The organism is Kineococcus rugosus, assembly GCF_050871975.1.
Classification (GTDB): Bacteria; Actinomycetota; Actinomycetes; order Actinomycetales; family Kineococcaceae; genus Kineococcus.
This window is the reverse complement of sequence record NZ_JBJLSJ010000054.1, coordinates 1-22562: the sequence shown is the minus strand read 5'-3', so window position 1 is coordinate 22562 and position 22562 is coordinate 1. Positions and strand designations below refer to the sequence as shown.

Genomic DNA, 22562 nt, shown 5'->3' with positions numbered 1-22562 from the left:
AGAGACTGAACGCCGCCAGGCCTTGCCCGGCTGGCTGCACGTCTACAACCATCACCGCCACCACACCGCCCTCGGCGGGCTACCGCCCGCCTCCCGCGTCACCAACCTCAGTGGTCAGTACAGCTAGGGGGCGGGGTGTGGCGGCGTAGCCGGCGAGGGCGCCGAAGAGGGAAGCGAGAGGAACGGCGGCCAGGAGCAGGCCGGTGCGGGGTGTCTGGGAGCCGTGGAGGACTAGGTCGGCGGCCCAGGGGATGAGGGCGAGGGTGGCGTAGGAGGCGGCGGCCATGCCGAGGGCGCGGGAAGCGTTGACATGAGCAGTCACAGCGTTCTCACCCTTCCCCTTCTTGTCCCGCCTCGTGTCCTGGTCTGACCATGGTCCGTCGCCTTGCCCAACGCCTTGCTCAGGCCTTGCTCACGTTTTGCCCAACGTCTCAAGGTCAGAGCCTATTGCGCGTCGGTCGAAGCCGTCACTGGTGAAGTCATCGACGGACTCACTGAGGCTCATCCTGCCCCGGGAGGGCGTCGGTGCTCGGCTTGATGGTGAGGTGGGCTCGACAGCTCCGCGGCTGCCCGTGGGGGTCAGGGCTCCAGGCGCGGTACGCCAGCTTGCGCATGGCCCTAAGTGCGAGGTGTGGGTGGCGACCAGACCCCACCGGTGGGCTCAAGACGCGTGATGTTCCTGACCCTGAATGACCACACCGGCTGCACTAACGACACCGTCTTTACCGTCTTCGCCGTCTTCGCCGTCTCTACCGATGTGCAGGAGGCCACCAGGCACCACCAGCTGGACCAGGTATCGCTGCTGGTCACCGGGCGCGTGTGATCCACCGGTCCGCGAGATCAATGTCCGGGCGCTGCGATCGCATTCATCCATGAAGCACTGTTCCGCTGCCGGTGACGGGTGCCCGATGGGTTCACGCGCTGAGTGATCTCGACCTTGAGGGCGGGGAGGTCAGGTTGCGACGGCGGGCGCTCCGCCGCCATCGCCCCTCGCGGGTCGCGCTCTAACGTCACTCAGCAGGTAGATCCGTGAACGTTCGGTAACGCCCGGTGAGCCGGGGCGGTGAGAGGACGCGGTGTTGACCGAGGCGCGGCGCCGGCCGACCTTACGCTGCGGTCCTCATATGAACAGGGTGAGGGGAAGCAGTGCGCCGGCCGCTGAGCAAGGCACCGCGGTCGACGCCACCGACCCGGTCACCGGATCATTCACATACCCTCAGTGCGCTGCGCGCCGTTCTGCCTGAACGACTCCCGATTTCGTGGGCTTTCGTCGCCGAGCCTGCGTCTGCAGACCGTGCGCATGAGGTCTTCAGTCGTGGCCGGGGTCGCAGATGAACCGCGCTCCCAGTGATGGGGGTTCGCCGCCGCCGGTGTCCGCTGGCCCGCCGCGCCTGTTCCAGGCAGTGGTGCTGGTCAGTGGGTGCGCGGCGGGAGTGTGGACGGTGATGGCCGGCCGTGCTACCACGGTGCTACCTGGTGGATTGATAGCGGCCGGATCGGTGCTGGCGCTGGTGGGTCTACTTGCGGTGATCAGCGGTCGGCAAGCCTGGGCGGCGATCTGGGGACGGGTGCCCGGGTTGGTCCTGGTCGCGATCGGCGGGATCGCCGTCGCGGCCGGGTACCTGCTCAGTGGGCCCGCTCTCCCAGCTGACCGCACCATTCCCGGAGTTGCGCTTGCTGCGCATCCCGGGTCGGTACCGCCTGCGACGCAGGACAGCGCCTCGGCGACGTCCAACACATCCTCGTCGGCGAACTCGCCGGCGTCGACTGCTGACGGGAACCCGGGCGGAAGTCAGGGTGGATATCCCGGCGCTGGCGAGCATGCGCAGGAACCAGCGGTGTTCTACACCAATTGCGCTGCGGTGCGGGCGGCGGGAGCCGCGCCGATCCACCCAGGCGACACGGGTTGGCGTGCGGCATTTGATCGGGACGGAGACGGCGTCGGATGCGAATGAGTGACGTCACCTTCTGCGCCGCGGCGACCGCGGCGACCGCAGCGACCGCAGCGACCGCAGCGACCGCAGCAACCGCACCCGCTGGCTGGGTCTCGAGTTCGGTGCGGGCTCTGGAGGTCGGATGATGGGCGGGGTTAGGGGCCAGGCGCGCCGGTCGATCGGATCGGTGACGCTGGTTCTTGCCGGTGCGGTGGTGGTAGCGGCACTGCTGATCGGCTTGGCCGCCGCCCCCTTCATCCGGTGGGGGCAACCGTTCAGCCCGGCAAAGTTCGGGCAGTTCCTGGCTGCGGCCGCCGGTCAACTGGCGGCCTTCGCGATGCTGCTGGCGTTCATCTTCGTAGTGTTCTGGCTGCTGCACGCCCTCAACACCGCCGGCACACGAAAGGGTGCTGCCGACAGCTCGCATGGTGGATACCGAAGTACTGGGTGGCGGTGGGCGCTGGGTTTACCGGCGAGGCGCCCACGGCGGGCCGGCGCGCCTGACCCCGCTGTCGCGTCACCTGTCGGTTCTGGGCGTCTGGCGCTGCCGGCCTCGGGGCCGGGGCGGGTGGGGCCGTGGAGCCGATGGCCGTTCCTGCTGCCGGCCGAGGGGCTGCACGCCCCCAGCCTGCGCAGTCTGCAGGTGGACCCGGTCGTGACCGCCGAGGGCCTGCCGGTGACGGTGTCGTGGGACTTCGCCGACGCCGAGGAGGTCATTGTCGCTGGCCACCGCGTCCGGCAGGGCGCGGGGTCGCTGCAGGTCGTTCCCGAGGGCAGCGGTCCGCTGGAAGTCCTCGCGCGAAACGGCTCCGGCACCCGGCAGGAGTGGACGCCGGCGGTGACGGTGCTGCCGGTCCCGCGCCTGCACAGCCTGACTTTGCCGGCCGCGCCGTCGGTGCGGTTGCACGTGGAGGTCAGTGCGGTGCTGGATGCCCGTGCGCCGGCGACGGTGCTGCAGCAGCTCTTCGCCCGCCAGGACGCTCTTGAGTACACCGGCTCGGGCCCGGGGCAGGGACGCGGGCAGGCCACGGGCCAGGTCCTCACCCCGCCGCCGGCTCACGTGCCGGCCCCGCAGTTGTCCCCGCTACTGGTACCGGCCGGGCTGCGCCGCTGGTGGCAGTCCGGCACCCAGCACCTGCACACCGCGCTCGACCAGGCCCTGCGTAGGCGAGGGACGGTCACCTTCGGCACCACTACCGAGCTCAGTCCTGGGGCCACGGCACCTGCCGCACCTGCTGTATCTGTTACACCTGAGAAAGGTCCTGCTCGTCGTGACTGAGCCCACGTCATCTTCTCCCACGTCAGCCACCTTGCCCCCGGCCGCAGGCGTCCCCTCCCAAGCCGGCGTTGGCGCGGGACCAGGCGTCGCCGTGAGCAGCGCTTCATTCACCTCCACGGGCGGGAGCGGGGGCAGCAGTCTCCTTGCGCGTGCGCGTGCGCGTACGCGTACGGCGATCGGTGACTTTCTGCTGGTCGTGGCCGGCAGCAATAAGGCGGTGCTGGCACAGGTGCCGCAGGACCGCGTCAAGCAGGCCACGCTGGGCGGGGCGGTGCTGACCACGGCCGCGCTGGCGGTGTTCTCCTGCGCCGTCGCCCTGCACATGACTCTGCACGCTCCCATCGCTCTGGCGATCGCCGGAGGACTGGTCTGGGGCGTGATGATCTTGAACCTGGACCGGTGGCTGGTGGTCTCCACCGTCCGCCAGTCCCGCCCGGTGTGGACGGTGCTGATGAGCCTGCCCCGGCTGGTCTTGGCGCTGATCATTGGACTGGTCGTGTCCACGCCGCTGACCTTGGCCGTCTTCGGCGGCGAGATCGACGCTCGACTGCAGACCACCCACACCCAGGCTTTGGCCGACTTCGAGCAGCGGTTGCAGTCCGACCCGCGCTTCGTCGACCTGCCCGACCAGCAGGCCCGCATCGTGGCGCTGCAGCAGGACATCGCCACCGCCAGCCCGCAGTCGGTGATCGAGGCCGACCCGCAAGTGGTGCGGCTGCAGCAGCAACTGGAGCAGACCGAGGCCGACTTCAACGCCGCTGAGCAGGCGGTAGCGTGCGAGAAGGAAGGCACCTGCGGCTCCGGGCGGGCCGGGACAGGACCGGCGGCCGCGGACAAGGAAGCCCGCCGCGACCGTCTGGCCGCGCAGCGGGTGGACCTGACCGCACAACTGGCCGCAGCGAAGCAGGCCCTGGCCTCGACCGCTGCGCAGCAGGTGGCCGCGGTGGTCGCCGACAAGAGCGCCCAGCTGCAGGACCTGCAGGCCACCGTCGAGCGAGCTGAAGGCGACCGGGCGGCGGCGGTGGTGGCCAACCAGACCGCCGTCGCAGGAGACGACGGCCTGCTGGCGCGGCTGGAGGCCCTGCACGACCTGGAGGACGACAGCGCCACGATGCGGGCCGCCCACTTGTTGCTGTTCCTGTTCTTGACCGCGCTGGAGTGCCTGCCGGTGTTCTTCAAGACCATCCTGCTGCTGGCCAGGCCCAGCAGCTACGAGGTGCTGTCAGCTGCACGCGACGAGCAGGTGCAGAAGCGGGCGCAACTGCTGGCCTCCACCAGCTACCAGGAAGCCGAGGTGCAGGCGCAGGCGGCGCTGGACGCGGTGCGCGCCCGGGCCGCCACCCAGCTGACCGCGGAGGTCCGCGCGGCGCGCGTGGTGCTGGAGGCGCAGGTGGAGCTGGCCGGGGAGGCCGTGGCGCAGTGGAAGAAGGCCCAGTCTGAGGTATTGGCCGAGCAGATGCGCCGGCAGGTTGCCGAGCAGATGCGCCGGCAGGTCGACGAGCAAGTCGCTGCGCAGGCCGCCGAGGAGGTCGCTGCTCAAGCCACTACTTCGGCTACCGACCAGACAGGCACTCAGCCAGGCGCGCAGACCTCAGCACAGACCACCAACGACTGGACGCAACCGTGGGCCGCTGATCAGACCGCATCGTTCGCGGCCGCAGAATCGCCGGCTGCACCGAACGGCGACAGCCCCGCCACGGGGTTCAGCGATGGCCTTGCTGCCGACGTTGCTGCTGGTGGTGCTGATGGCTTTGCTGGCGGCTCCAGCGTTGACCGGATCCTCGACCTACGCAAGACACCCGCGTCCGCACATCCAGGTCCGGCGTGGACCGGGTCGCCGGCGTGGACCGAATCGCACAGCCAAGACCCCGATGCGGCTGTGGAAACGGCGCAGGCCGACGACACCATGCCGCTGCCGTTGCAGCACAGACCCTCAACCAGGCAGTGAGCTGGGCCTGACCCTCACGAACACCGATCTAGCGTCCGGACCAGGCGCTGATGCGACCGGGGATCCGGCCGGATGCTCAGACCGAGCGGTCGCTCGACCCGCGGGCGCCGATCCGCCTAGTCCCACTCCTCCACTTCGATCGACAGAGGCGTACCAACCTGTGTCAGTCGGCGCAGTCGTTGCAGATCAGCTGCCCGTCGCTGCTGCTCTGCCCGGCGTGCAGCTGGCTGCGGTGCTTGACCAGGAAGCAGCTCGTGCAGGTGAACTCGTCCTGCTGACGGGGCAGGACCTGCACCGACAGCTCCTCACCAGACAGATCCGCCCCGGGCAGCTCGAAGCCTTCGGCGGCGTCAGTCTCATCCTCATCGACACGGGAGGACGACGTCTTGTCGGCGCGCTGGGTCTTCAGCTCCTCGAGCGAGTCGGTCTCGAGGTCCTCATCGGTCTTGCGGGGTGCGTCGTAGTCGGTCGCCATCAGTGCCTCTCCCGGTGTCGTGTGCTGTCTGCCTAGTACCCGACGGTCTGTCTGGGCATACGCGCGCCGTACTCAACCACGTCAGGAGCGCGTGCTCGCCGGCGCCACGCCTCACCATGCTGTGGCCCGCACCACGCTCACGACGGAGCTCTGCAGACCCGCAGACGAGGTGCATCGCGTCCTAGCCGCATCTGAGCGGGTAACTCTCCGTGCTGGGTAGGTGGCAGCGTGTCGTCGGGGCGGGGCATGCTGGAAGCAGCCCGGTCCAGAGCGCTGCACCAGGGCGCTGGAGCACACGCGCTGGGTGGGAGGACGTCATGGGCATCGCCTGGGTGAAGGCGGCCCGGTTGGGACGAGCCAACCGCAGCCAGCAGGAAAAGCTTGAGGACCGCTACGCCGCCTTGCAGAAGCGCGCGGAGCGAGAACGCCTGGCGCAGCAGCAGCGACGGCAGGAGGTCTACGAGCAGGTCTTGGTTTCCTTCCGCGACGTCTTCGCCCGGCTGAAGAACGTCGACCTCGCCGAGCTGGCCAGCATCGACCTGCCCACCACCGGGCACACCCCGCAGGTAGAGGTCACCCAGGTGCGCCTGGGCGCCCTGCACACCGTGGGCGCTCGCCGGCGGGCTGGGTGCTAGGGCGGGGGCCAGCGCGGGCGCTGTCACCGCGGTCACCGCCTTCGCCGCCGCCTCCGCCGGGACCTCCATCTCGGCGTTGTCGGGGGCGGCGGCCACCAGCGCCACCTTGACCTGGAGACGTGGGTGTGAATGAGTTCTTTCTGATGTTCGCCGATGCTGGCTACGGGCTGGTGAGCCCGGGTGGGCAGAACCCACCCGCATCCGGGTGCGGGGGGAACGGGTTCCAGCGATGACCGGTCGTGCGTGGACGCAGCCCGGTCAACGCTGGCGCTGTCACGGTTGCGTCCTGCGCACACGGCGCCGCACGCGGCAACCTTGTGCCGGCTTCTGGGCTCCCCAAACGCGTGACACGAGCGCGTCTGTGTGATCACACCCAGGGGCGTGCGGGACGGTCACTGCCCGATCGTGTCGGAACCCTGCGTCCAAGCTATCGGGGGCTCGCGCCCAGTGAGCGGCGGCGAGTCAACGTGGGACGGGGCAGTCGCACTGAGCCAGCGTCGACCCCGCCGATGAGGTCGATGAGGACTGCCGCGGCCGTCTGGCCGGCCGCTTCGACGTCAAGGCCCACGGTCGACAGGGGTGGCCGGGCGAGCTGGGTGAGTGCTGAATCGTCCCAGGACAGCAGCGAGACGTCGTCGGGAACCCGCAGACCGGCGTCGGTTGCAGCTTCCAGACCGCCCAGCGCCATCAAGTCGTTGTCGAAGACAATTGCCGTGGGGAGCTCGGGTGACCGCAACAGGCCCAAAGTGACTGACCTGCCTGTCGCTTGCGTGAGGTCTGCGTGGACCTCCACGCCTGAGACGCCGAGTTCGGCGCAGACCGCGTCGAAGGCGGCGCTGCGGATGGTCACGCTCCGCAACTCCGACGGGCCGGCGACGCGTCCGATGCACCGATGGCCCAGGTCGACCAGGGTCGTGACGGCCAGCCGTATGGCCTCGGCGTGGTCGGACCACACCGCGGGGGTGTGCGCTCCCTCCGGGTTGCCCACGACCAGGGTGGGCAGGCCGAGCTCGCGCAGCAGGGCCAGCCGGGAGTCGCCGTTCCGGATATGCAGGAGGATGACCGCCGAGACCGTACCCGCACCGGCCCACCGACGGTAGACCTGCTCCTCTTCGGCGGGGCTGGTGGCGATGCGCAGGAGCAACGAGCCGTTTGCGGACTGCACCCGCTGCTCCATCCCGGCCAGGAGGTCGTGGACGAAGGACTCGGACCCCATGCGGTGGTCGGGGCGTACCACGACCACCCCCGCGGTCCACGCGGTGGCGGGCAGTTCTCGTGTCATGACCACGACCGCTCCCTGGGGGTCAGGTGGTGTTGCAGGACGAGCGCGGAGGCGCCGAGCGCGGCGGCGTCGCGGGGATTGGTTGCCAGCCGCACCTGGACCGGGTGCACCGCGCGGGCGTACGCGCGCCGCTGCACGGCCTCCCGAATTTCTTGGACGTAGAGGGCGCCGGCGATGGCGAACGCCGGACCGGCTAGGACGATCAGTTCAACGTCGGTCAGGTTCACCAGGGCGACCGCGGCCGAGGCCACCCACCCGAGGGAGGACCGCAAGGCGGCGGAGGCCACGGCGTCACCGCGGACGGCGGCGCGCGCCACCGCGTCGAACCGCTGCAGGTCGGAGAAGTCGTCTGGTTCTGGCCCTGGTGCCCGCACCGGCAGGACGGCGGCCGGTGCGGCGTACAGCTCCAGGCAACCGCGGTTGCCGCAGTAGCACTCCGCACCGTTCGGGTCCACCGACACGTGCCCGATCTGACCGGCGTTCGACGTTGCACCCCGGACCGGCATCCCCCCAGACACGACGCCGGCGCTGAGGTGGCGCCCCATGTAGAGGCAGGCGAAGGCGTCGGGCTGCTCCGCCCCCGAACCCCAGAACTCCCCGGTGGCGGCCACGCCGGCCTCGTCGCCCAGCAGGACGGTCATCCCCGTGCGTTCGGCCAGGGCGTCCCGGAGCGGGAACCGGGCGGCATCCGCAAGTCCGCTGCCGCGCAGGAGTCCGCGCCGCAGGTCTACGGGGCCAGATCCGGCGACCCCGATTCCGATGGTGCGCTCGCGTGGGACGGCCAAGTCGTCGATGAAAGAGATAACCTCCTGCGCCATCCGAGAGACCGCTTCCTGCGGGGTGGAGCTCCCTGCGACGAGGGTGCGCCGACGACCGATCATCCCGCCGGCCATGTCCGTCAGGGCGTACGTCGTGACCCCCGCGGAGAGGTGGATCCCGACCGCGTAGCGGGCCTCGGGAGCGATCTCCAGCAAGGTCCGCCGCTTGCCGCCCGTCGACTCGGCCTGCCCGGTCTCTTGGATGAGTCCCTCCTCGATGAGGGCGCGGACCACCTTGGTCACCGAGGCGGGCGCGAGATCGGCCACGCGGGCCATCTCGACGCGGCTGATGGGGCCCGAGGCGCGGACCAGATCCAACAGCCGGGCGCGCATGGGGGTCACCCGCTCGCCGTCGACCGTCTCGTGCACTGATCACTCCTCAAGCCTTGACAGCGGATGGTGCGCTGCTATGGTTCCACACATCTTACTTTTTTTGTCGAAAAAAGTAAGTTCCTGACGAAGGAGTCCTGGATGCAACCTCCCGATCGGCGACTTAGGTGGGTCCCTTGGCTCTACCTCCTGCCACCCCTGATCTTCCTGCTGCTCTTTACCTACCTCCCCCTGGCCGACATGCTCTACTACAGCCTCACCTCGTGGGACGGCCTGGACCCCGACCCCAGTTTCGTCGGGTTGGCGAACTACGTGCGCATCTTCACCCGGCCCGAGATCTTCGCCGTCTTCGGCGTGAGCCTGTGCTACCTCGTCGCGGCGGCCGTGCAGGTCGCCCTGTCGATGTACCTGGCCACCCTGCTCAGCTTCACGCTGCGCCTGCGCAACGTCTTCAAGGGCATCATCTTCTTTCCTTACCTCGTCAACGGCGTGGCGGTGGCCTTCGTGTTCCTCTTCTTCTTCCAGCCCGGAGGGACGCTGGACCTGACGCTGCAGTTTCTGGGTCTGCGCAGCCTAGACGTCAAATGGCTCGGTGATCCCGTCGTGGCCAACTGGTCCCTGGCGAGCATCCAGGTCTGGAGGTACGTCGGCCTGGGGACGATCCTCTACATCGGGGCGATCCAGTCGATCGGCAACGACGTCTTCGAAGCCGCCCAGCTCGACGGAGCCAACGCCTGGCACCGGTTCCGACACATCATCGCCCCCAGCGTCCAGCGCATCACCGGCCTGGTGATGATCCTCTGCATCTCCTCGAGCTTGGCGGTCTTTGAGATCCCCTTTGTCATGCTGGGCGGTGCGAACGGCACGGCGACGTTCGTCATCCAGACCTACCGCATGGCCTTCGTCGACACCAAGGTCGGCCTGGCCTCGGCTTTGGCCGTGGTCCTCCTGGCGATCGTCCTTCTCATCACCGTGCTCGTCCGGCGCGGCGTCAGGGACGAGGCGGAGCTGACGTGAGCAGATTCACGGCCGCCGTGAAGTACTCGTCCCTCGTCGCGGTGTGCGTGGCGCTGCTTCTGCCGCTGGTGACGATGGTCTTCGCCGCCTTCAAGACCGGGCCCGAGTACTCGTCCACGTCCGCCTTCACCCCTCCGCGCGACTGGCTAAACTTCGCCAACTTCCAACGGGCCTTCTCCGAGGGAGACATGCTTCGCGGGACCGCGAACACTGCGCTCGTCCTGCTCGTCTCTATCGCCGGGACGATCCTGCTGGGTACCGCAGCCGCCTACGCGATTGACCGGTTCGACTTCCGCTTCAAAAAGGCGGTCCTGGCATTGTTCCTCGTCGCCTCGCTGATCCCGTCGGTGACCACGCAGGTCTCTGTCTTCCAAATCGTCAACTCGCTGGGCCTGTTCAACACCCGCGGCGCGGCGGTCGTCCTGTTCGTCGGTACCGACATCGTCGCGATCTACGTCTTCCTGCAGTTCCTCGCCGCCATCCCGCGGTCCATCGATGAAGCGGCGCGTCTCGACGGGGCCGGGCACTTCCGGATCTACTGGCTTGTCATCCTCCCACTGCTACGGCCCGCCATCGCCACCGTGGTCATCATCAAGGCGGTGGCCGTCTACAACGAGTTCTACGTGCCGTTCCTCTACATGCCGTCACCCCGGTTGGCCGTAATCTCCACCTCGCTGTTCCGGTTCAAGAGCCAGTACAGCGCCGACTGGGAGGTCATCTCCGCTGGCGTCATCCTCGTGACGATCCCCGCGCTGGTGACCTTCCTCGCGCTGCAACGCGTCATCTATCGGGGCCTGGCCGCCGGCGCCGTGAAGTGACGACCCGCTCGACCCTCCTACGACTCCCAGGAGTTCTTACATGCCCACCAGAACCATCCACTCAGAAGGCGCCGACCTCGTACACGACGTCGAGGGCACCGGTCCACTGCTGCTGCTGATCACCGGCGGCGGAGGGGACGCCGCAAGGTACGCCGGCGTCGCCGCCCAACTAGCGGGGACCTGCACCGTCGTGCGGTACGACCGCCGGGCGAACTTCCGCAGCGGTGGCGACCGCCACCGTGACCTCGATATGCGCCAGCAGGCAAGAGACGCCGCAGCGATCATCCGTAGCCTGGGTGAGGAGGCACTCGTGTTCGGTAACAGCGGGGGCGCCAACATCGGTCTGCAACTTGTCCTCGACGATCCACGGGTCGTGCGAGCCCTCGTGGCGCACGAACCTCCGGTGATGGGACTCCTGCCGGACTCCGGCGAGTGGTTCGCCTATATCGACCGCATCTACGCCCTGTACCTAGAGCAGGGGCCGCTGTACGCGATGCAACGGTTCACCAGCGACATCGTGGGGACGGAGCCGGTGGACCCCGGCCGGGACCCCGGCACCTACTCCCACGAGCCGGCGGACGACTGGGAGTTCTTCCTCGCCCACGAGTACCGGCCCATCTCCAAGTACACCCCCGACCTAGGCGGCCTCACCGGATCCACGACGCCCATCGCCCTGGCTGCCGGGGTCGACAGCGGCGACGCCTACTACGCGCGCACCGCCCGCCTGGTCGCCGAGCGATGCGGACTGCCGTTCGTAGAGTTCCCCGGGCACCACACCTCCCACAATAATCCGGACCGGTACGCGCCAGCCATCCGCTCCGCGTTCTCCCGGCTCGGGCAGGGGGCCCTGTAGTGACCCGGGCCTTGGACATCGTCGAGATCTCGCAGCTAGTACTGCGCGAGCGTCTGAGCCGTGATCGTGGACGGTGGGCCCAGATGGGCGAGGCGTTTCACCCCGGCGCACGGGTCAAGGTCAGCTGGATAGACGGCACGGCCGAAGAGTTCGTCGCGGCCTCCGAACGAATGAATGGGCAGGGCGATGTAGCCACCCACCGCTGCGCACCGCCGGTGGTGACCCTGCACGGCGACCGCGCTCTAGTGGAGATGCCCGCCGCGGTGGAGATGACCGGAACGCTGGACGGCGAGGAGGTTCACGTCGTCACGGACATGCAGATACTCTACCGCGTTCTACGGTACCCCGATGGCTGGGCGATCGACCGACTCGACTGCATCTACGAGCGCGACACGATGAGCGCCACTGCGACAGGACTGCGAACCTCCGTCGACCTGGGCACCCGTCAATCCTTCCGCGCCCCCTACAGGAACCTGGCGTACTACCTGTCGCGCAAGGGGTACCAGATCTCCGACGAATTGTTTGGGATCGACCGTCCCGACCAGGTGCAGCAGCTCTTCGACGCGGCGACCGCCTGGGTTCACGCCGCGCCACCCGCCCCCGCAGTCCCCACTCACACCACGGAACGGTGACTCATGAACACCTCCACTCGAACGTCCGTCACGACCGCCGCCCTGTCCGCCGGTGTGCTCCTGCTGGCTGCACTGGGTGGGTGCACCCGCGGGAGTAGCGGGCCCGTCGCGGGGCAGGACACCGGTGACTGCTCCACGTTGACGGTGATCACCAATCGCACCGCGGAGGCCCGCGGCAGCTTCCTCGACTACGCGGCGGAGTTCGAGAGCGCCCACCCCGGTGTCGCCGTGAAGTTCGAGGCGCCCCCGGACTACGAGGGTGGGATGCGGACGCGCATGAACACCGAGGACTACGGCGACGTTCTGAACATTCCCCACTCGGTCCCGGTCGACCAGTTCCCAAACTTCTTCGCCCCGCTGGGTGCCACCGAGGACCTTAGTTCGAAGTACTACTTCGTGGAGCAGTCCTCCTTCCGCGGCAAAGCCTATGGTCTGTCCCAGACGGCGTCCCCGGGCGGCTACCTCGTCAACCTCCGAGTCTGGCGGCAAGCGGGGGTCACGACGCCCCCGAGAACCCCCGAAGAGTTCCTCACCGACCTGCACGCCATCGCGGATCGCACAGGGTCGACACCGCTGTACACGAACTACAAGGACGGCTGGCCGCTGCAAATGTGGGAGCAGTTCAACGGTCTCGCCGACGGCCCCGACTCCCTGAACCGGCTCATCGCCCACCCGGAACCGTGGGCCGAGGGCTCCGACCACTACATCGCCGACTCGATCCTCTACGCTGCCGTCGCCGACGGCCTGACCGAGGACGACCCGGCGACGACGGACTGGAACTCCAGCCAGACCCTGCTCGCCACGGGCGAGGTGGGCACCCTGATGATGCCTCAGTTCGCCATGCCCCTGATCCAGGCGGCGGCGCGGGAGGTAGGCGCGTCGCCGGCCGACATCGGCTACTGGCCGCTGCCGGTGGTTGACGGGGCCGGGGAGTACCAGTCCCAGTTGCGGGGTGAGTACAACCTTGCCATCAACAAGAACTCCCCTTGCCAGAAGACCGCGCGCGCCTGGGTGGACTTCTTCATCGACGACTCCGGGTACGCCGCGTCCCAAGGATCGATGTCCATCGTCCGCGATGCCCCGCTGCCGCACAACCTGCAGAAGTTCAACGATCTCGGAATCAAGTACGTCGAGTTGAACCCCGAACCGGGCGACACGGTCGGTGCGCTGTCGGCCGTGCAGCAGGAGGCGGATCTGGATTTTATCAACGACCCTGCTTGGCGTCAGGAACTCATCGACATTGCCCGGGGGGCGGCGCCCGGTGACAAGCGCAGCTACTTCGTCGAGCTCAACCGACGCTGGGCGGAGGCCGTGAAGACCGTCGCGCAGTGACACGGGGGGAGCCACATAGGACTCCCGCTGCTCCCTCGCCGGGTGGCACGGACGTCCGACAGGCAGGGGCACCGGCTCATCCCGTAATCGCGAGGACACGCGCTCGCCGAGGCGCGCAAGCAGCGCGCGAACACGGCACCGGGCTGATCGAGCACCGCGGTCCCCGGCGTCGGGTCGAGTGTTTCGGACAAACCGGGGAACCGCGACAGAGCCTGTGATGGTAGCGGTGCACGGGCCCCGGCCGCCAGTCGCCGCCGCCGGCGACCGGGGCCAACCCAGGGGCGGCGGCCAGCATGGTCCGGACGCTCGCTCACGCACTTTGGCTACTTCATCACTGGACCTTCGGTAACAGCCCAGCCAGGCTGTGCCGAGGTGCCCGGCGTGACACTCTCAGATCGGTTGACATGACCGTGAGGTCGCCGCCGCTGGGACTCGCATCAAGGGTGTGTGTCTGGGCGACAGCGGCTGGCTCGTGCTGCTCAACAGTCTGGACGGGGTGGACGCCTCAAGTGGTCGGGGTCCCCTGCCGTTCACTCGCCTGCCGTCCACTCGCCCGCCGTCCACTCGCGAATGGACACCATCGAGCAGGCGGCCGTCGACGCCGGCGCGCAAACCCACCCCGTGGGCCCCATCGGTTACTACGCCGCCCGCGCCTTGGCCGCTGACCATCTGCGTCAAGGACTCACAGTCATCGCCGGCTGCGTCAACCTTTTGGCCATCACCCGGAACATGTGGCGAGACGTCGCACAGCAAGCGGGGGCAGCGCTCTTGGAAGTGCAGATCATCTGTTTTGACGTCCCGCTGCACCAGGCGCGAGTGGACACCCGAAAAGGTGACATCCCCCGGTCTGCCCCTGCCCACCTGGGGGGAGCTCGCACGGATCGACTACCAGCCGTGGGACCGCGACCACCTCAGCATCGGCACCGCCGAGCTCGACATCGCTGCGGCGGTCAGCACCATCCTCACTGCTGCCAAGCCCTTGCTCGCCTCGTCAGGGGGCCCACAGCGGCGTAGCGCGCACCCGGTGGCCCCCAGCGACGAAGTCATCGCGAGGTGAGCCACGATCGATGACGGCATCACCTACCGCGCTCACTTGGACGTTCCGCCGTCTGGCCCAGGATGTCGCCGGCCTGCTGCGTGCACATCGCCACCAGCTCAGAACACATCGGCGACGACGCGTTCTGGGCTGCTACGCCCAGGCCGTACTGGCTCTGCGCTGGTTTCGCGACCGGACCCGTATCGCCTCCCTTGCACAGGACCCCGGGATCGGCGTGGCCACGGCCTACCGCTACCTGCATGAGGTAATCGCTGTCCTTGCGACGCAGGCACCGTCACTGGCCGATGTCATCTCCAATGTCCTACGGGCTGGACATGAGCACCTCCTGCTGGATGGCACGCTCATCGCCACCGACCGGGTGCACGACCACAGTCGTGCCAGTGATGCGCGGTACTCGGGCAAGCATCACCACCATGGTGGAAACGTTCAAGTGGTCTGTGCTCCAGACGGTGCGCCGCTGTGGACATCGCCAGTCGAGCCTGGTTCAACCCATGACCTGACGGTGGCCAGGCGACATGCGCTGCCGCTGCTGTACCCGGCTGCAGCCACACAATTGCCGGTTCTGGCTGACAAGGGGTACACCGGGGCGGGTGCTGGCGTCCGTGCACCCGTCCGGCGCCCGGCCGGCAACCATGGCTTCGACGATGCCACCCGCGGATGGAACTACTACATCAACAGCTGCCGAGCTCCTGTCGAACGAGGCATCGCCGTCCTCAAGGTCCGCTGGCGAGCACTGCTCCGCGTCAGCCTGTGCCCTCAACGAATCGGCGACGTCGCCGCAGCAGCGCTTGTTCTCACGCACTACGAACGGCGCTACTGAGAAAGGCTCACTGAGCCGTGAAGCCGCCGTCGGCGGCGAGGACCGCTCCGGTGACGTAGCTGGCGCGGTCGGAGGCCAGGTAGAGCACGACCTCAGCGATCTCAGAAGGGTCCGCGATCCGCCCGAGCGGCATGGCCGAGCCGAAGGAGCGCAGGTAGTCTTGGCCGTCGGGTCGGATGTTGTTCAGGAAGCCAGTGTCGATGACACCGGCGGCGACCGCGTTAGAGCGGATCGCGACCGGGCCGCCTTCGAGGGCTAGGACTTTCATCAGCTGGCTGACGGCGCCCTTCGACGCCGAGTAGGCCGACCCCAAAGGTAGCGCGACGGTCGCGGCGTAGGAGGTGACAAAGACGATGGCCCCTCCACCGTGGTCGGCCATGTGCGCGAACGCCGCCCTGGACTGGACGAACGCCCCGCGGGCGTTGGTCCGAATCACTGCGTCCCAATCCTCGTCGCTGGTCTCGGTAACGGGTTTGTTCAAGGTGCGCCCGGCGTTGTTGACCAGGATGTCGAGGCGCCCGAAGTGCTCGAGCGCCGCGTGCACCGACCGGTCGGCGGTGTCCACGTCAGCGACGTCTCCTACGACGGCTGTCACCCGGCCGCCGGAAGCCCGGGCGAGCTCCTCGACCCCTGGCCGCAGGTCCTGAGCCACAACCAGGGCACCTCGGGCCAGGAGCAGGTCGACCAGTGCTCTGCCGACACCACCGTCGGCGCCGGTGACCAAGGCCACCTTCCCGACAAGCTCTTCTTGCAAGTTCTTCGCCCGGAGGGGCCCCTCTCCGGCGATCGAGGTGGCGTTCGGGGTGGCCTCGGTTCTGGCGGCTAAGGGTGCGGGTGTGATGTCCATGACAAGCTCCTGCTGATGAAGGGCGCGGTCTGCGGGCGGTGGCGTTAGATCAGTGGGCGGTCATGCCGCCGTCGATGACGAGCTCGGTCCCGGTCACGTAGGAGGACTCGGTGCTGGCGAGGTAGACCACGCCCCAGGCGACCTCCTCGGGCGTTCCAGCCCGGCGCATCGGGGTGCGCAGGATGTCGGGTTGGTTGTCGCCCTGCTCCTCGAGTAGATCCTGGATCATCGGCGTCGCGATAACGCCAGGGTGCAGGGAATTTACGCGTACTCCCTGCTGGGCGTACTCGACCGCCGCGGTCTTGGTGAGCAGCCGGACCGCACCCTTGGTTGCTTGGTAGGCCGCGGCGGCACCGCTGCCCACCAGGCCGAGCACCGAGGATGTGTTTACCACCGACCCCTGGCCGCTAGCCCGAAGCAGCGGCATGGCGGCCCGCATACCTAGCCACATGCCGGTCTGATTCACCGCGATGACCCGGTTCCACTCCTGCTCGGTGGTCGCCTCGACACCGCCCCAGGACACGATCCCGGCGTTGTTGATCAGTACGTCCAGGCGCCCGTGGCGGTCTTCGACGGCGCGCACGGCCTCGTCCCAGGCCGACGCCGAGGTCACGTCCAGCGCCAGTGTGCTAACCGGCAGGCCCTGGGCAGCCAGCGGTCTAGTGACCTCTTCCAGGCGGTCGGTGTCGACGTCGGCCCCCACCACATAAGCTCCCTCGGCGGCGAGCAGGCGGACCTCGGCGGCTCCCAGCCCGCTGGCGGCTCCGGTGATCAGTGCGACACGGTCCTTGAGTCGATCGGCCACAAGTTCTCCTCATATCGGTCGTCCCGAGTTGCTCGGGCAGCGTGGTGCGCTGTCTGAGCATCGTGGCCGCCCCGGTGGTGCGTGTTCCAGACCGCCGGCTTCCCGGGGCTGGTGTGCCTGGGTGTGACACACCCAGGCACCGTCGCCGTAGGTGGCTACCCTTGAGCCATGACAGAGGCGCGTGCTCTGCCCCCCGGACCGGTGCTCGGACGTTTCCTCACCGCACGCCGGGGCACGTTGGACCCGGCGGACGTCGACCTGCCCAGTACCGGGTTGCGCCGGGTGCCTGGGCTGCGCCGCGAGGAGGTCGCTGTGCTCGCCGGGCTAAGCGCGGACTACTACACCCGCCTCGAGCAGGGCCGGGAGTCCCACCCCTCCGCCCAGGTCGTCGACGCCGTCGCCGGCGCGCTCAGGCTCGAGCCCGACGAGCGCGAGCATCTGCACCGTCTCGCGGGCACGACTCCCGCCAGGCCGACCACGCGTGCAACCATCAACGTCGACCCCGGCCTTCGCCTGCTGACCGAGCAGTGGCCCACCACACCCGCGTCGGTGTACTCCCGCACCCTGGACGTCCTAGCGCGCAACCAGCTCGCCGCCGCGCTGTACGTCGGATTCGCCGAGACCGGCAACCTCGCTCGCGCCACCTTCCTCGACCCTGAAAGCGAACGCTTCTACGACGACTGGTCTCGCGCGGCCGACGCCGCAGTGGCCAACCTACGAGCCGCCGAAAGCTATCCCGAAGATCGTCCTCGTCTAGAGGAACTGGTCGAGGAGTTGGCCGCCGGCAGCCGTGAGTTCCGGATCCGCTGGAAAGCTCACAAAGTTCGCGCCAAGACCCGAGAGGCGAAGGTCTTCCACCATCCCCAGGTTGGCACTCTGGAGCTGTCCTACCAGGCCTTCGAAGTAGCCGGCGCAGCCGGTCAACAACTCATCGTCCAGTACGCCGCCCCTGCCACCCCCAGCTACAATGCGCTACGACTTCTCAGCTCCTGGAGCGCATCAGCTCTAGAACTGTAGTCGGCGCTCGATTAATAATGTGCCGAATCTGAGCCGGGATCTGTCGTGGTCGTGCTCTTTGTGGTCGCGTTCCCTATGTGGTTGTGGTTGTGGCGACCGTCTTGACCGGGGTCCCAGCGGGCTCGCGGTGCCAGTGTTCTATGCCTTCAGCTCCGCCCGAACGCGCGCGGGGCCTTTGTGTTGCAGACGACGCCCTTGAACGCGGTACCGCGTCAAGAGCGCGACGCGGACGGTTGTTTGAATCTGACCGCTTCGCCGGTGCGGGCGTTGCGGGCCTGCTTCTCGAAGGTCCCGATCCGCTGATGATGATGTTGTCGCCCTTGGCCACGATGAACTAGATGAGTTCGATGACCGCTTCGACGGCGGTGGTAACTTCCTTGCGTCCGCCCAGGCGGGTTTCGAAGGCGTCGACCATCTCTGCCTCGTTCACGGGCTTCTTCTGGAGGTGAGGGGTGAGGGGTGAGGTGATCACCCGGGTGTCTCGCCTGTGGCTGACCGCGCTTCCCGCCCGGTGCCGCCCTCCTCCAAGCGGCCGGTGCCGATTCGCATGCCATGCTGCCGCCGACGTTCTGAGATGCAGCTGCAGGCAGCAAGCCAGGAAAGCTCTGGGCGATCGCCCATTGGACAGGAACCGCCTTACGGACTCGGCTGACCTCGTACCTCAGCTCATGATCCCGTCGTGAGTGTGCGTCGACGCGTCGGATGCTGGTTCAGATGAGCTTGCCCCGGATGCTCGGACCACTTGACCACGACTCTCGACTGTGCGCCTCAACAGGTGGCGGCGCCCAGGCGTGCTCGGTGGCGTCGTACCGCGTTGCGGTTGGCGCAGGGGGGTGAGCAGTAACGCTGCCGGCCGTTGCGTGAGGTGTCGGCGTAGACTCGATCGCAGTCCACGCCCGCACACCGTCCCAGCCGGTCCATGCCTCTGACGGTGAGGTGCAACGCGGTCCCCACGACGATGAGGGCGCGCAGGACATGGTGCAGCGGGACGTCGTCGTCGCGGTAATGCAGGTGCCAACCGCCGGCGTGGTCGGTCAGGCGGGGGTAAGCGGAACTGTCGGCGAGGAGCCGGTTGAGAAGCTGCGCACGCTGGTGGTGGTCGCCGGCGTCGATAACGTCGCACCAACGGTCGAGGAGCGCGATGAGTTGAGGCAAGTCCTCGTCACTGGCGATCTCAGGGACCACCAAGCCCGCCTCCTGACAGCGGGCCAGGAGCTCTGAGGAAGTAGCTGGCCGGTCATTGACCAAGGATGCTGCCAGGCGGACGGCATCTTCGCCGTAAGGGTTGAGGTGCATGAGCCCATTACAGCACTATCACCTTTATGGATCACCCTGAGGAGCACGAACACGCCTGGCGACACGCATCGAGCCACTGGAGCAGTGAAGGACCTATCACCTACGAGAGCTGTGGCTGCGGTGGCCACCGTGTCCTCCTCGGCCAGCTCCCCACCCATGCACAACTGACGACGAGGCATGATCCACGAGAGGCGGACGGTGGCGCCAGCCGATAGCACCAGCTCATCGGGCCTGAATCCGGCTCTTCGGATCTTTGGGTGGGTAGCTCACCCTGACCCACGTCGGCGTCGTCGCCAGGGACGGGTGCCGTCGGCGGCAAGCAGGATGCGAATGCGGTAGTTCGTGAAGTTGCGGAACCCGTGCGCCAAGCGGCGGGTCTTTTCGATGATGAGGTTGATGGCCTCGGTGCCGCCGTTGCTGATGCCGTACCAGGCCGGGTCGTCGTCGAAGTAGGCCAGCACCTCGGTCCGCCAGGACCGCAGCGTGCGTCCCAGCCGGGCGATCTCCGGGATCGGGCAGTGGTGGAAGCTGTCGAGCACCCGTTCGGCGATGGCCCGGCCTGCGGCCGGGGTCGGGGCGTGGAACATCGAGCGCAGGTCCTGGTAGGCGTGCCAGGCCACGGTGACCTCCAGACCGGGGTCACCGGCCTGCAACGCCGCTTCCAGACGGGCGCGGCCGCGGTCAGTGAGGTTCTCCCGGGCCGTGGTCAGCAGCCGACGGATGCGGTAGAGCGGGTCGTTGCGGTGTCCGCGCCGCCCCAGGGTGTCCTGCTGGACGCGGCGGCGGACTTCATCCATCGCAGTGGAGGCGAGCTTGACGACGTGGAAGGCGTCCAGGACGGTGACGGTGTCGTCGGGGAGCTCACTGCGAATGGCGTTGGCGTAGCCGCGGAACGGGTCGAGGGCGGCGTGGGTAATGCCGTCGACGAACTCGCGGGTCTGCTGACGGATCCAGGTGGCGTAGACGGGTCCTGAACGGCCGATGGTGACGTCGAGGAGGCGGGCGTGGACTTGGCCGTGTTCGTCGCGGGTGAGGTCGACGATGGAGGTGACGGCTCTGTCGCGGTAGTGAGCCGAGGGACGCCAGATGTGCTCATCGACGCCGAGGGTGTCGACCCCGGCCAGCCGCGCTGAGCGCGCCGGTGCGGTGTCCAGGGCGTCGGCGGCGTGAGCGCGGATGGCATTCATCAGGGTGTGCCAGTCCACCCCGAGCTGGCGGGCCAGAGCGGAGACGGTGGAGTCGTCCCAGCGCAGGGTCTGGATCGCCCACCCCACGGCCCGGGTGGTGAGCTTCGCCCGCGCCGGCAAGGCGCGATGTTCCTCGGACCAGACGCCGGTCGGGCAGCGCGGCTCGCGGCAGCGCCAGCGCCGCTTGCGCCAGATGAGCTGCACCGGGGTACCGAAGCAGGGTGCATCGGCGAGACGGTGCTCCCCGCGGCCGTGGTCGGCAGCGAGAACCCCGCACTGGCGGCAGGCAACCACCGTGGGCGCTCTCGTTTCAACGGTCAGACGCAGGAGTCCGCGGGTGCATTCCGCGTCGGCTTCGACACGTTCGAGGGCGACCAGGTGCATGTCCTCCAGGCCGAGGAGGTCATCGGCCAGGGCATGCGGCGCGCACTGAGGTCGGGGAGCAGAGGAAAGGTGGTGGCCGAAATCGATGTCGTTCGCTGGTGGGTGCACCTCGGACCGCCGCAGAGTGCTTGTTTGCGGTCAGTTGGTGCTGACCTCTGACGTCTCCTCAGCGCCGGTCACACGTTGCTTTCCCCGCGGTTGGTCGTCGTCTGCGCTGGGGGCCTTGCTGCGGGGCCCGCGGCCGGTAACGACCTGCACAACTTCGACCGCCAACCAGACGACGAACTCCAGCAGCAGGGTCATGTACGGACGTTCAGTCGGGTGAACGCGCGCTGCATCAGACGCGTGGCCAGGCCGGGACGGGCGTGCGCAGGCCACCGGGGCGGCACCGCGCCGACGGGAGTGAGGTGCTGCAGGACGGCGGCTCGGATGTCGTCAGGGTCAATCCCTGCGGCGTGCAGCAGTTTCGCGGACCGGGCTGCCGGTTCGAGGATCGCCAGCCAGAGAACGGTTGCGCTCATCCTCCGTTCCCGCGGGAGCAGGCCGGACTTCTGCAGCTGGTTCAGCTTGACCGACGCTGAGTTCAGCGCGCTCTGCCACTCCGCGGTATGGCGGTTGGCGGGAGTCAGCGTCCCAGCTGCAGCAGGGGCGGACGGGACGTCGGCGGCGGAGATGCCGATGCGTTCCAGGTGGGGAAGGTCGTCGAGATCGGTTTCTACCGCAGTACGGAGGGTGGTCAGGGTGAACGACGGCTGAGCCGCGGCGGCGTCGCGCGCGATGGGATCGTCCAGCGACAGCAGACCCAGCAGGACGTGCTCGGACCCGTACTCCCCGGCGCGCAGCCGGGTCGCCTCGCGCTGACTGGCGGCCATCGCGGCGCCGAAGGACTGGTCATAGATCAACATCGGTATCCCATCTGGGTGGTCCGGCGGTGCGGCCGTGCTTCTTGTGGACGGTCTGCCGGGTGACCTCGAGTTCAGAGGCGATCTCGGCCCACGACATGCCCTGCTCTCGGGCGCGGGCGACGTGGAGGGTTTCGAGGCGGGCGGTCAGCCGGCGCAGCGCCAGCACGGTCCGCAGGCCGTCGCGGGGGTCCACCGCCGCCGCTTCAGCTTCCACGCTCCGCATGTCCACGATGTCAGCTTCGTCTGACACGCCGCGGTTGTCAACCTGGTCTGACGGGTCAACTTGATCCCTCGTCCGCGAGGGCCGACGCGGCATCGCCGAGCGACCCTTGGCTGGCGCCGGGTGGACGAAGAGGAGACGTCATGACGGTATTCCAGTTCCAGTCGGGTGAGGTCAGCCTCCCCACTCGCAGATCCGAAGACCCACATTTGCACACCTGGAATCCCCAGCGACTGACACCCACCAACGCTGACGGTCGGACTGGCGATCGAGGCAGGCGGGAAGTTGACCCGATTCTCCGGTGAGCTCGCTCCTGATCACAGTGCCCTGAGAAGCGGCTCAAGCTCCCGTACTGCCGGCGGCAGCGCACACAACGCGGGATGACCGTGAGAGTGCGCACCTCGCGCTGGGCGGTGACTTCGAGCTCGGTGACTCGAGCTCGGTGACGGATCCCCACCGACGCATGGGCGCGAACTGTGCGGAGACGAGTGGTCCGGTCTGCTGTCCCTGGGCCACCCGTTCCGCGAGCCGGCACTCAGGGCATGAAGGAGGCCAGCTGCTCGTCGAGCCAGGGGTAGAACTCCTCGGCCGGCGTGCTCAGCCGCGACTTCAGGTACCGCGTCGTGTCGTCGGCCAGGACCTCGAGGGAGCCGTCGGCGACGGCGTCGTAG

General features: G+C 68.1%; 21 protein-coding genes and 2 pseudogenes. 13 read left to right on the top strand and 10 right to left on the bottom strand.

All coding sequences use genetic code 11. From position 1 onward, the window contains the following. The 5 genes and pseudogenes from ACRYM6_RS21735 to ACRYM6_RS21715 form a co-directional block, all read left to right on the top strand. A pseudogene (locus ACRYM6_RS21735) lies at positions 1–127 on the top strand (IS481 family transposase); the annotation flags it as partial. A gap of 546 nt (positions 128–673) precedes the next feature. Further along, positions 674–823, top strand: coding sequence for a hypothetical protein (locus tag ACRYM6_RS21730; protein WP_432544970.1), 150 nt, complete (start codon positions 674–676; stop codon positions 821–823). A 508-nt stretch (positions 824–1331) separates the two neighbouring features. Next, entirely contained in the window at positions 1332–1955 is a 624-nt protein-coding gene (locus tag ACRYM6_RS21725; RefSeq protein ID WP_432544969.1) for an excalibur calcium-binding domain-containing protein, read from the top strand. Positions 1956–2121: 166 nt separating this feature from the next. Then, positions 2122–3213, top strand: a complete 1092-nt coding sequence (locus tag ACRYM6_RS21720) for a hypothetical protein (RefSeq protein WP_432544968.1) — start codon at positions 2122–2124, stop codon at positions 3211–3213. A gap of 196 nt (positions 3214–3409) precedes the next feature. Beyond that, positions 3410–5161: a DUF4407 domain-containing protein gene (locus ACRYM6_RS21715; RefSeq protein WP_432544967.1), complete on the top strand. Its 1752-nt coding sequence runs from the start codon at positions 3410–3412 to the stop codon at positions 5159–5161. 163 nt (positions 5162–5324) lie between these two features. On the opposite strand, the gene ACRYM6_RS21710 is transcribed toward ACRYM6_RS21715, so the two are convergent. Continuing rightward, positions 5325–5636 carry a DUF4193 domain-containing protein gene (locus tag ACRYM6_RS21710; RefSeq protein WP_432544966.1) on the bottom strand — a complete coding sequence of 104 codons (312 nt, stop codon included), beginning with the start codon at positions 5634–5636 and terminating at the stop codon, positions 5325–5327. A 317-nt stretch (positions 5637–5953) separates the two neighbouring features. Between ACRYM6_RS21710 and ACRYM6_RS21705 the strand changes: the two genes are divergently transcribed. Further along, positions 5954–6271, top strand: a complete 318-nt coding sequence (locus ACRYM6_RS21705) for a hypothetical protein (protein WP_432544965.1) — start codon at positions 5954–5956, stop codon at positions 6269–6271. A 427-nt stretch (positions 6272–6698) separates the two neighbouring features. Here the strand turns inward: ACRYM6_RS21705 and ACRYM6_RS21700 are convergent, their stop codons facing one another. Continuing rightward, a complete protein-coding gene (locus tag ACRYM6_RS21700) occupies positions 6699–7553 on the bottom strand; it encodes a LacI family DNA-binding transcriptional regulator (RefSeq protein ID WP_432544964.1) in 855 nt (284 codons plus the stop codon). Further along, on the bottom strand, positions 7550–8704 hold the full coding sequence (locus tag ACRYM6_RS21695; protein ID WP_432544963.1) for an ROK family transcriptional regulator: 1155 nt from the start codon (positions 8702–8704) through the stop codon (positions 7550–7552). The genes ACRYM6_RS21700 and ACRYM6_RS21695 overlap by 4 nt, the downstream gene beginning before the upstream one ends. Before the next feature lie 138 nt (positions 8705–8842). Here ACRYM6_RS21695 and ACRYM6_RS21690 point away from each other — a divergent pair, with 138 nt between their 5' ends. The 6 genes and pseudogenes from ACRYM6_RS21690 to ACRYM6_RS21665 all read left to right on the top strand — a co-directional run bounded on the left by ACRYM6_RS21690 (position 8843) and on the right by ACRYM6_RS21665 (position 15230). Then, complete coding sequence (locus ACRYM6_RS21690; protein ID WP_432544962.1) at positions 8843–9718, top strand: carbohydrate ABC transporter permease; 876 nt, start codon at positions 8843–8845, stop codon at positions 9716–9718. Next, positions 9715–10536: a carbohydrate ABC transporter permease gene (locus ACRYM6_RS21685; protein ID WP_432544961.1), complete on the top strand. Its 822-nt coding sequence runs from the start codon at positions 9715–9717 to the stop codon at positions 10534–10536. Before ACRYM6_RS21690 ends, ACRYM6_RS21685 begins: the two co-directional genes overlap by 4 nt. Positions 10537–10576: 40 nt before the next feature. Next, positions 10577–11389 (top strand): alpha/beta fold hydrolase, encoded by an 813-nt coding sequence (locus tag ACRYM6_RS21680; protein ID WP_432544960.1) that lies wholly within the window; start codon positions 10577–10579, stop codon positions 11387–11389. Between the two features lie 11 nt (positions 11390–11400). After that, positions 11401–12021, top strand: coding sequence for a nuclear transport factor 2 family protein (locus tag ACRYM6_RS21675; RefSeq protein WP_432544959.1), 621 nt, complete (start codon positions 11401–11403; stop codon positions 12019–12021). A 3-nt stretch (positions 12022–12024) separates the two neighbouring features. Then, a complete protein-coding gene (locus tag ACRYM6_RS21670; protein WP_432544958.1) occupies positions 12025–13353 on the top strand; it encodes an ABC transporter substrate-binding protein in 1329 nt (442 codons plus the stop codon). Positions 13354–14428: 1075 nt separating this feature from the next. Beyond that, positions 14429–15230 (top strand): annotated as a pseudogene (locus tag ACRYM6_RS21665) (transposase family protein). Positions 15231–15237: 7 nt separating this feature from the next. Here the strand turns inward: ACRYM6_RS21665 and ACRYM6_RS21660 are convergent. Both ACRYM6_RS21660 and ACRYM6_RS21655 read right to left on the bottom strand, forming a co-directional pair. Then, positions 15238–16077 (bottom strand): SDR family NAD(P)-dependent oxidoreductase, encoded by an 840-nt coding sequence (locus ACRYM6_RS21660; RefSeq protein WP_432544957.1) that lies wholly within the window; start codon positions 16075–16077, stop codon positions 15238–15240. A 49-nt stretch (positions 16078–16126) separates the two neighbouring features. After that, positions 16127–16882 (bottom strand): SDR family NAD(P)-dependent oxidoreductase, encoded by a 756-nt coding sequence (locus ACRYM6_RS21655; RefSeq protein ID WP_432544956.1) that lies wholly within the window; start codon positions 16880–16882, stop codon positions 16127–16129. 168 nt (positions 16883–17050) lie between these two features. Here ACRYM6_RS21655 and ACRYM6_RS21650 point away from each other — a divergent pair, with 168 nt between their 5' ends. Beyond that, a complete protein-coding gene (locus ACRYM6_RS21650) occupies positions 17051–17899 on the top strand; it encodes a helix-turn-helix transcriptional regulator (protein ID WP_432544955.1) in 849 nt (282 codons plus the stop codon). 768 nt (positions 17900–18667) lie between these two features. On the opposite strand, the gene ACRYM6_RS21645 is transcribed toward ACRYM6_RS21650, so the two are convergent. The 5 genes from ACRYM6_RS21645 to ACRYM6_RS21625 form a co-directional block, all read right to left on the bottom strand. Beyond that, positions 18668–19195, bottom strand: coding sequence for a CGNR zinc finger domain-containing protein (locus ACRYM6_RS21645; RefSeq protein WP_432544954.1), 528 nt, complete (start codon positions 19193–19195; stop codon positions 18668–18670). A 266-nt stretch (positions 19196–19461) separates the two neighbouring features. Further along, complete coding sequence (locus tag ACRYM6_RS21640) at positions 19462–20766, bottom strand: ISL3 family transposase (RefSeq protein WP_432544953.1); 1305 nt, start codon at positions 20764–20766, stop codon at positions 19462–19464. 138 nt (positions 20767–20904) lie between these two features. Further along, complete coding sequence (locus tag ACRYM6_RS21635) at positions 20905–21069, bottom strand: hypothetical protein (protein WP_432544952.1); 165 nt, start codon at positions 21067–21069, stop codon at positions 20905–20907. Then, complete coding sequence (locus ACRYM6_RS21630) at positions 21066–21671, bottom strand: Clp protease N-terminal domain-containing protein (protein WP_432544951.1); 606 nt, start codon at positions 21669–21671, stop codon at positions 21066–21068. Before ACRYM6_RS21630 ends, ACRYM6_RS21635 begins: the two co-directional genes overlap by 4 nt. Beyond that, positions 21658–21921 (bottom strand): RNA polymerase subunit sigma-70, encoded by a 264-nt coding sequence (locus ACRYM6_RS21625; RefSeq protein ID WP_432544950.1) that lies wholly within the window; start codon positions 21919–21921, stop codon positions 21658–21660. Before ACRYM6_RS21625 ends, ACRYM6_RS21630 begins: the two co-directional genes overlap by 14 nt. Positions 21922–22562 lie beyond the last annotated feature (641 nt).

Bases quoted from the DNA above. Each gene is read 5' to 3' on its own strand.
- ACRYM6_RS21730 (WP_432544970.1), top strand. From the start codon at position 674: ATGTTCCTGACCCTGAATGACCACACCGGCTGCACTAACGACACCGTC.
- ACRYM6_RS21725 (WP_432544969.1), top strand. From the start codon at position 1,332: ATGAACCGCGCTCCCAGTGATGGGGGTTCGCCGCCGCCGGTGTCCGCT.
- ACRYM6_RS21710 (WP_432544966.1), bottom strand. From the start codon at position 5,636: ATGGCGACCGACTACGACGCACCCCGCAAGACCGATGAGGACCTCGAG.
- ACRYM6_RS21705 (WP_432544965.1), top strand. From the start codon at position 5,954: ATGGGCATCGCCTGGGTGAAGGCGGCCCGGTTGGGACGAGCCAACCGC.
- ACRYM6_RS21700 (WP_432544964.1), bottom strand. From the start codon at position 7,553: ATGACACGAGAACTGCCCGCCACCGCGTGGACCGCGGGGGTGGTCGTG.
- ACRYM6_RS21695 (WP_432544963.1), bottom strand. From the start codon at position 8,704: ATGCGCGCCCGGCTGTTGGATCTGGTCCGCGCCTCGGGCCCCATCAGC.
- ACRYM6_RS21690 (WP_432544962.1), top strand. From the start codon at position 8,843: ATGCAACCTCCCGATCGGCGACTTAGGTGGGTCCCTTGGCTCTACCTC.
- ACRYM6_RS21680 (WP_432544960.1), top strand. From the start codon at position 10,577: ATGCCCACCAGAACCATCCACTCAGAAGGCGCCGACCTCGTACACGAC.
- ACRYM6_RS21670 (WP_432544958.1), top strand. From the start codon at position 12,025: ATGAACACCTCCACTCGAACGTCCGTCACGACCGCCGCCCTGTCCGCC.
- ACRYM6_RS21660 (WP_432544957.1), bottom strand. From the start codon at position 16,077: ATGGACATCACACCCGCACCCTTAGCCGCCAGAACCGAGGCCACCCCG.
- ACRYM6_RS21650 (WP_432544955.1), top strand. From the start codon at position 17,051: ATGACAGAGGCGCGTGCTCTGCCCCCCGGACCGGTGCTCGGACGTTTC.
- ACRYM6_RS21645 (WP_432544954.1), bottom strand. From the start codon at position 19,195: ATGCACCTCAACCCTTACGGCGAAGATGCCGTCCGCCTGGCAGCATCC.
- ACRYM6_RS21640 (WP_432544953.1), bottom strand. From the start codon at position 20,766: ATGCACCTGGTCGCCCTCGAACGTGTCGAAGCCGACGCGGAATGCACC.
- ACRYM6_RS21635 (WP_432544952.1), bottom strand. From the start codon at position 21,069: ATGACCCTGCTGCTGGAGTTCGTCGTCTGGTTGGCGGTCGAAGTTGTG.
- ACRYM6_RS21630 (WP_432544951.1), bottom strand. From the start codon at position 21,671: ATGTTGATCTATGACCAGTCCTTCGGCGCCGCGATGGCCGCCAGTCAG.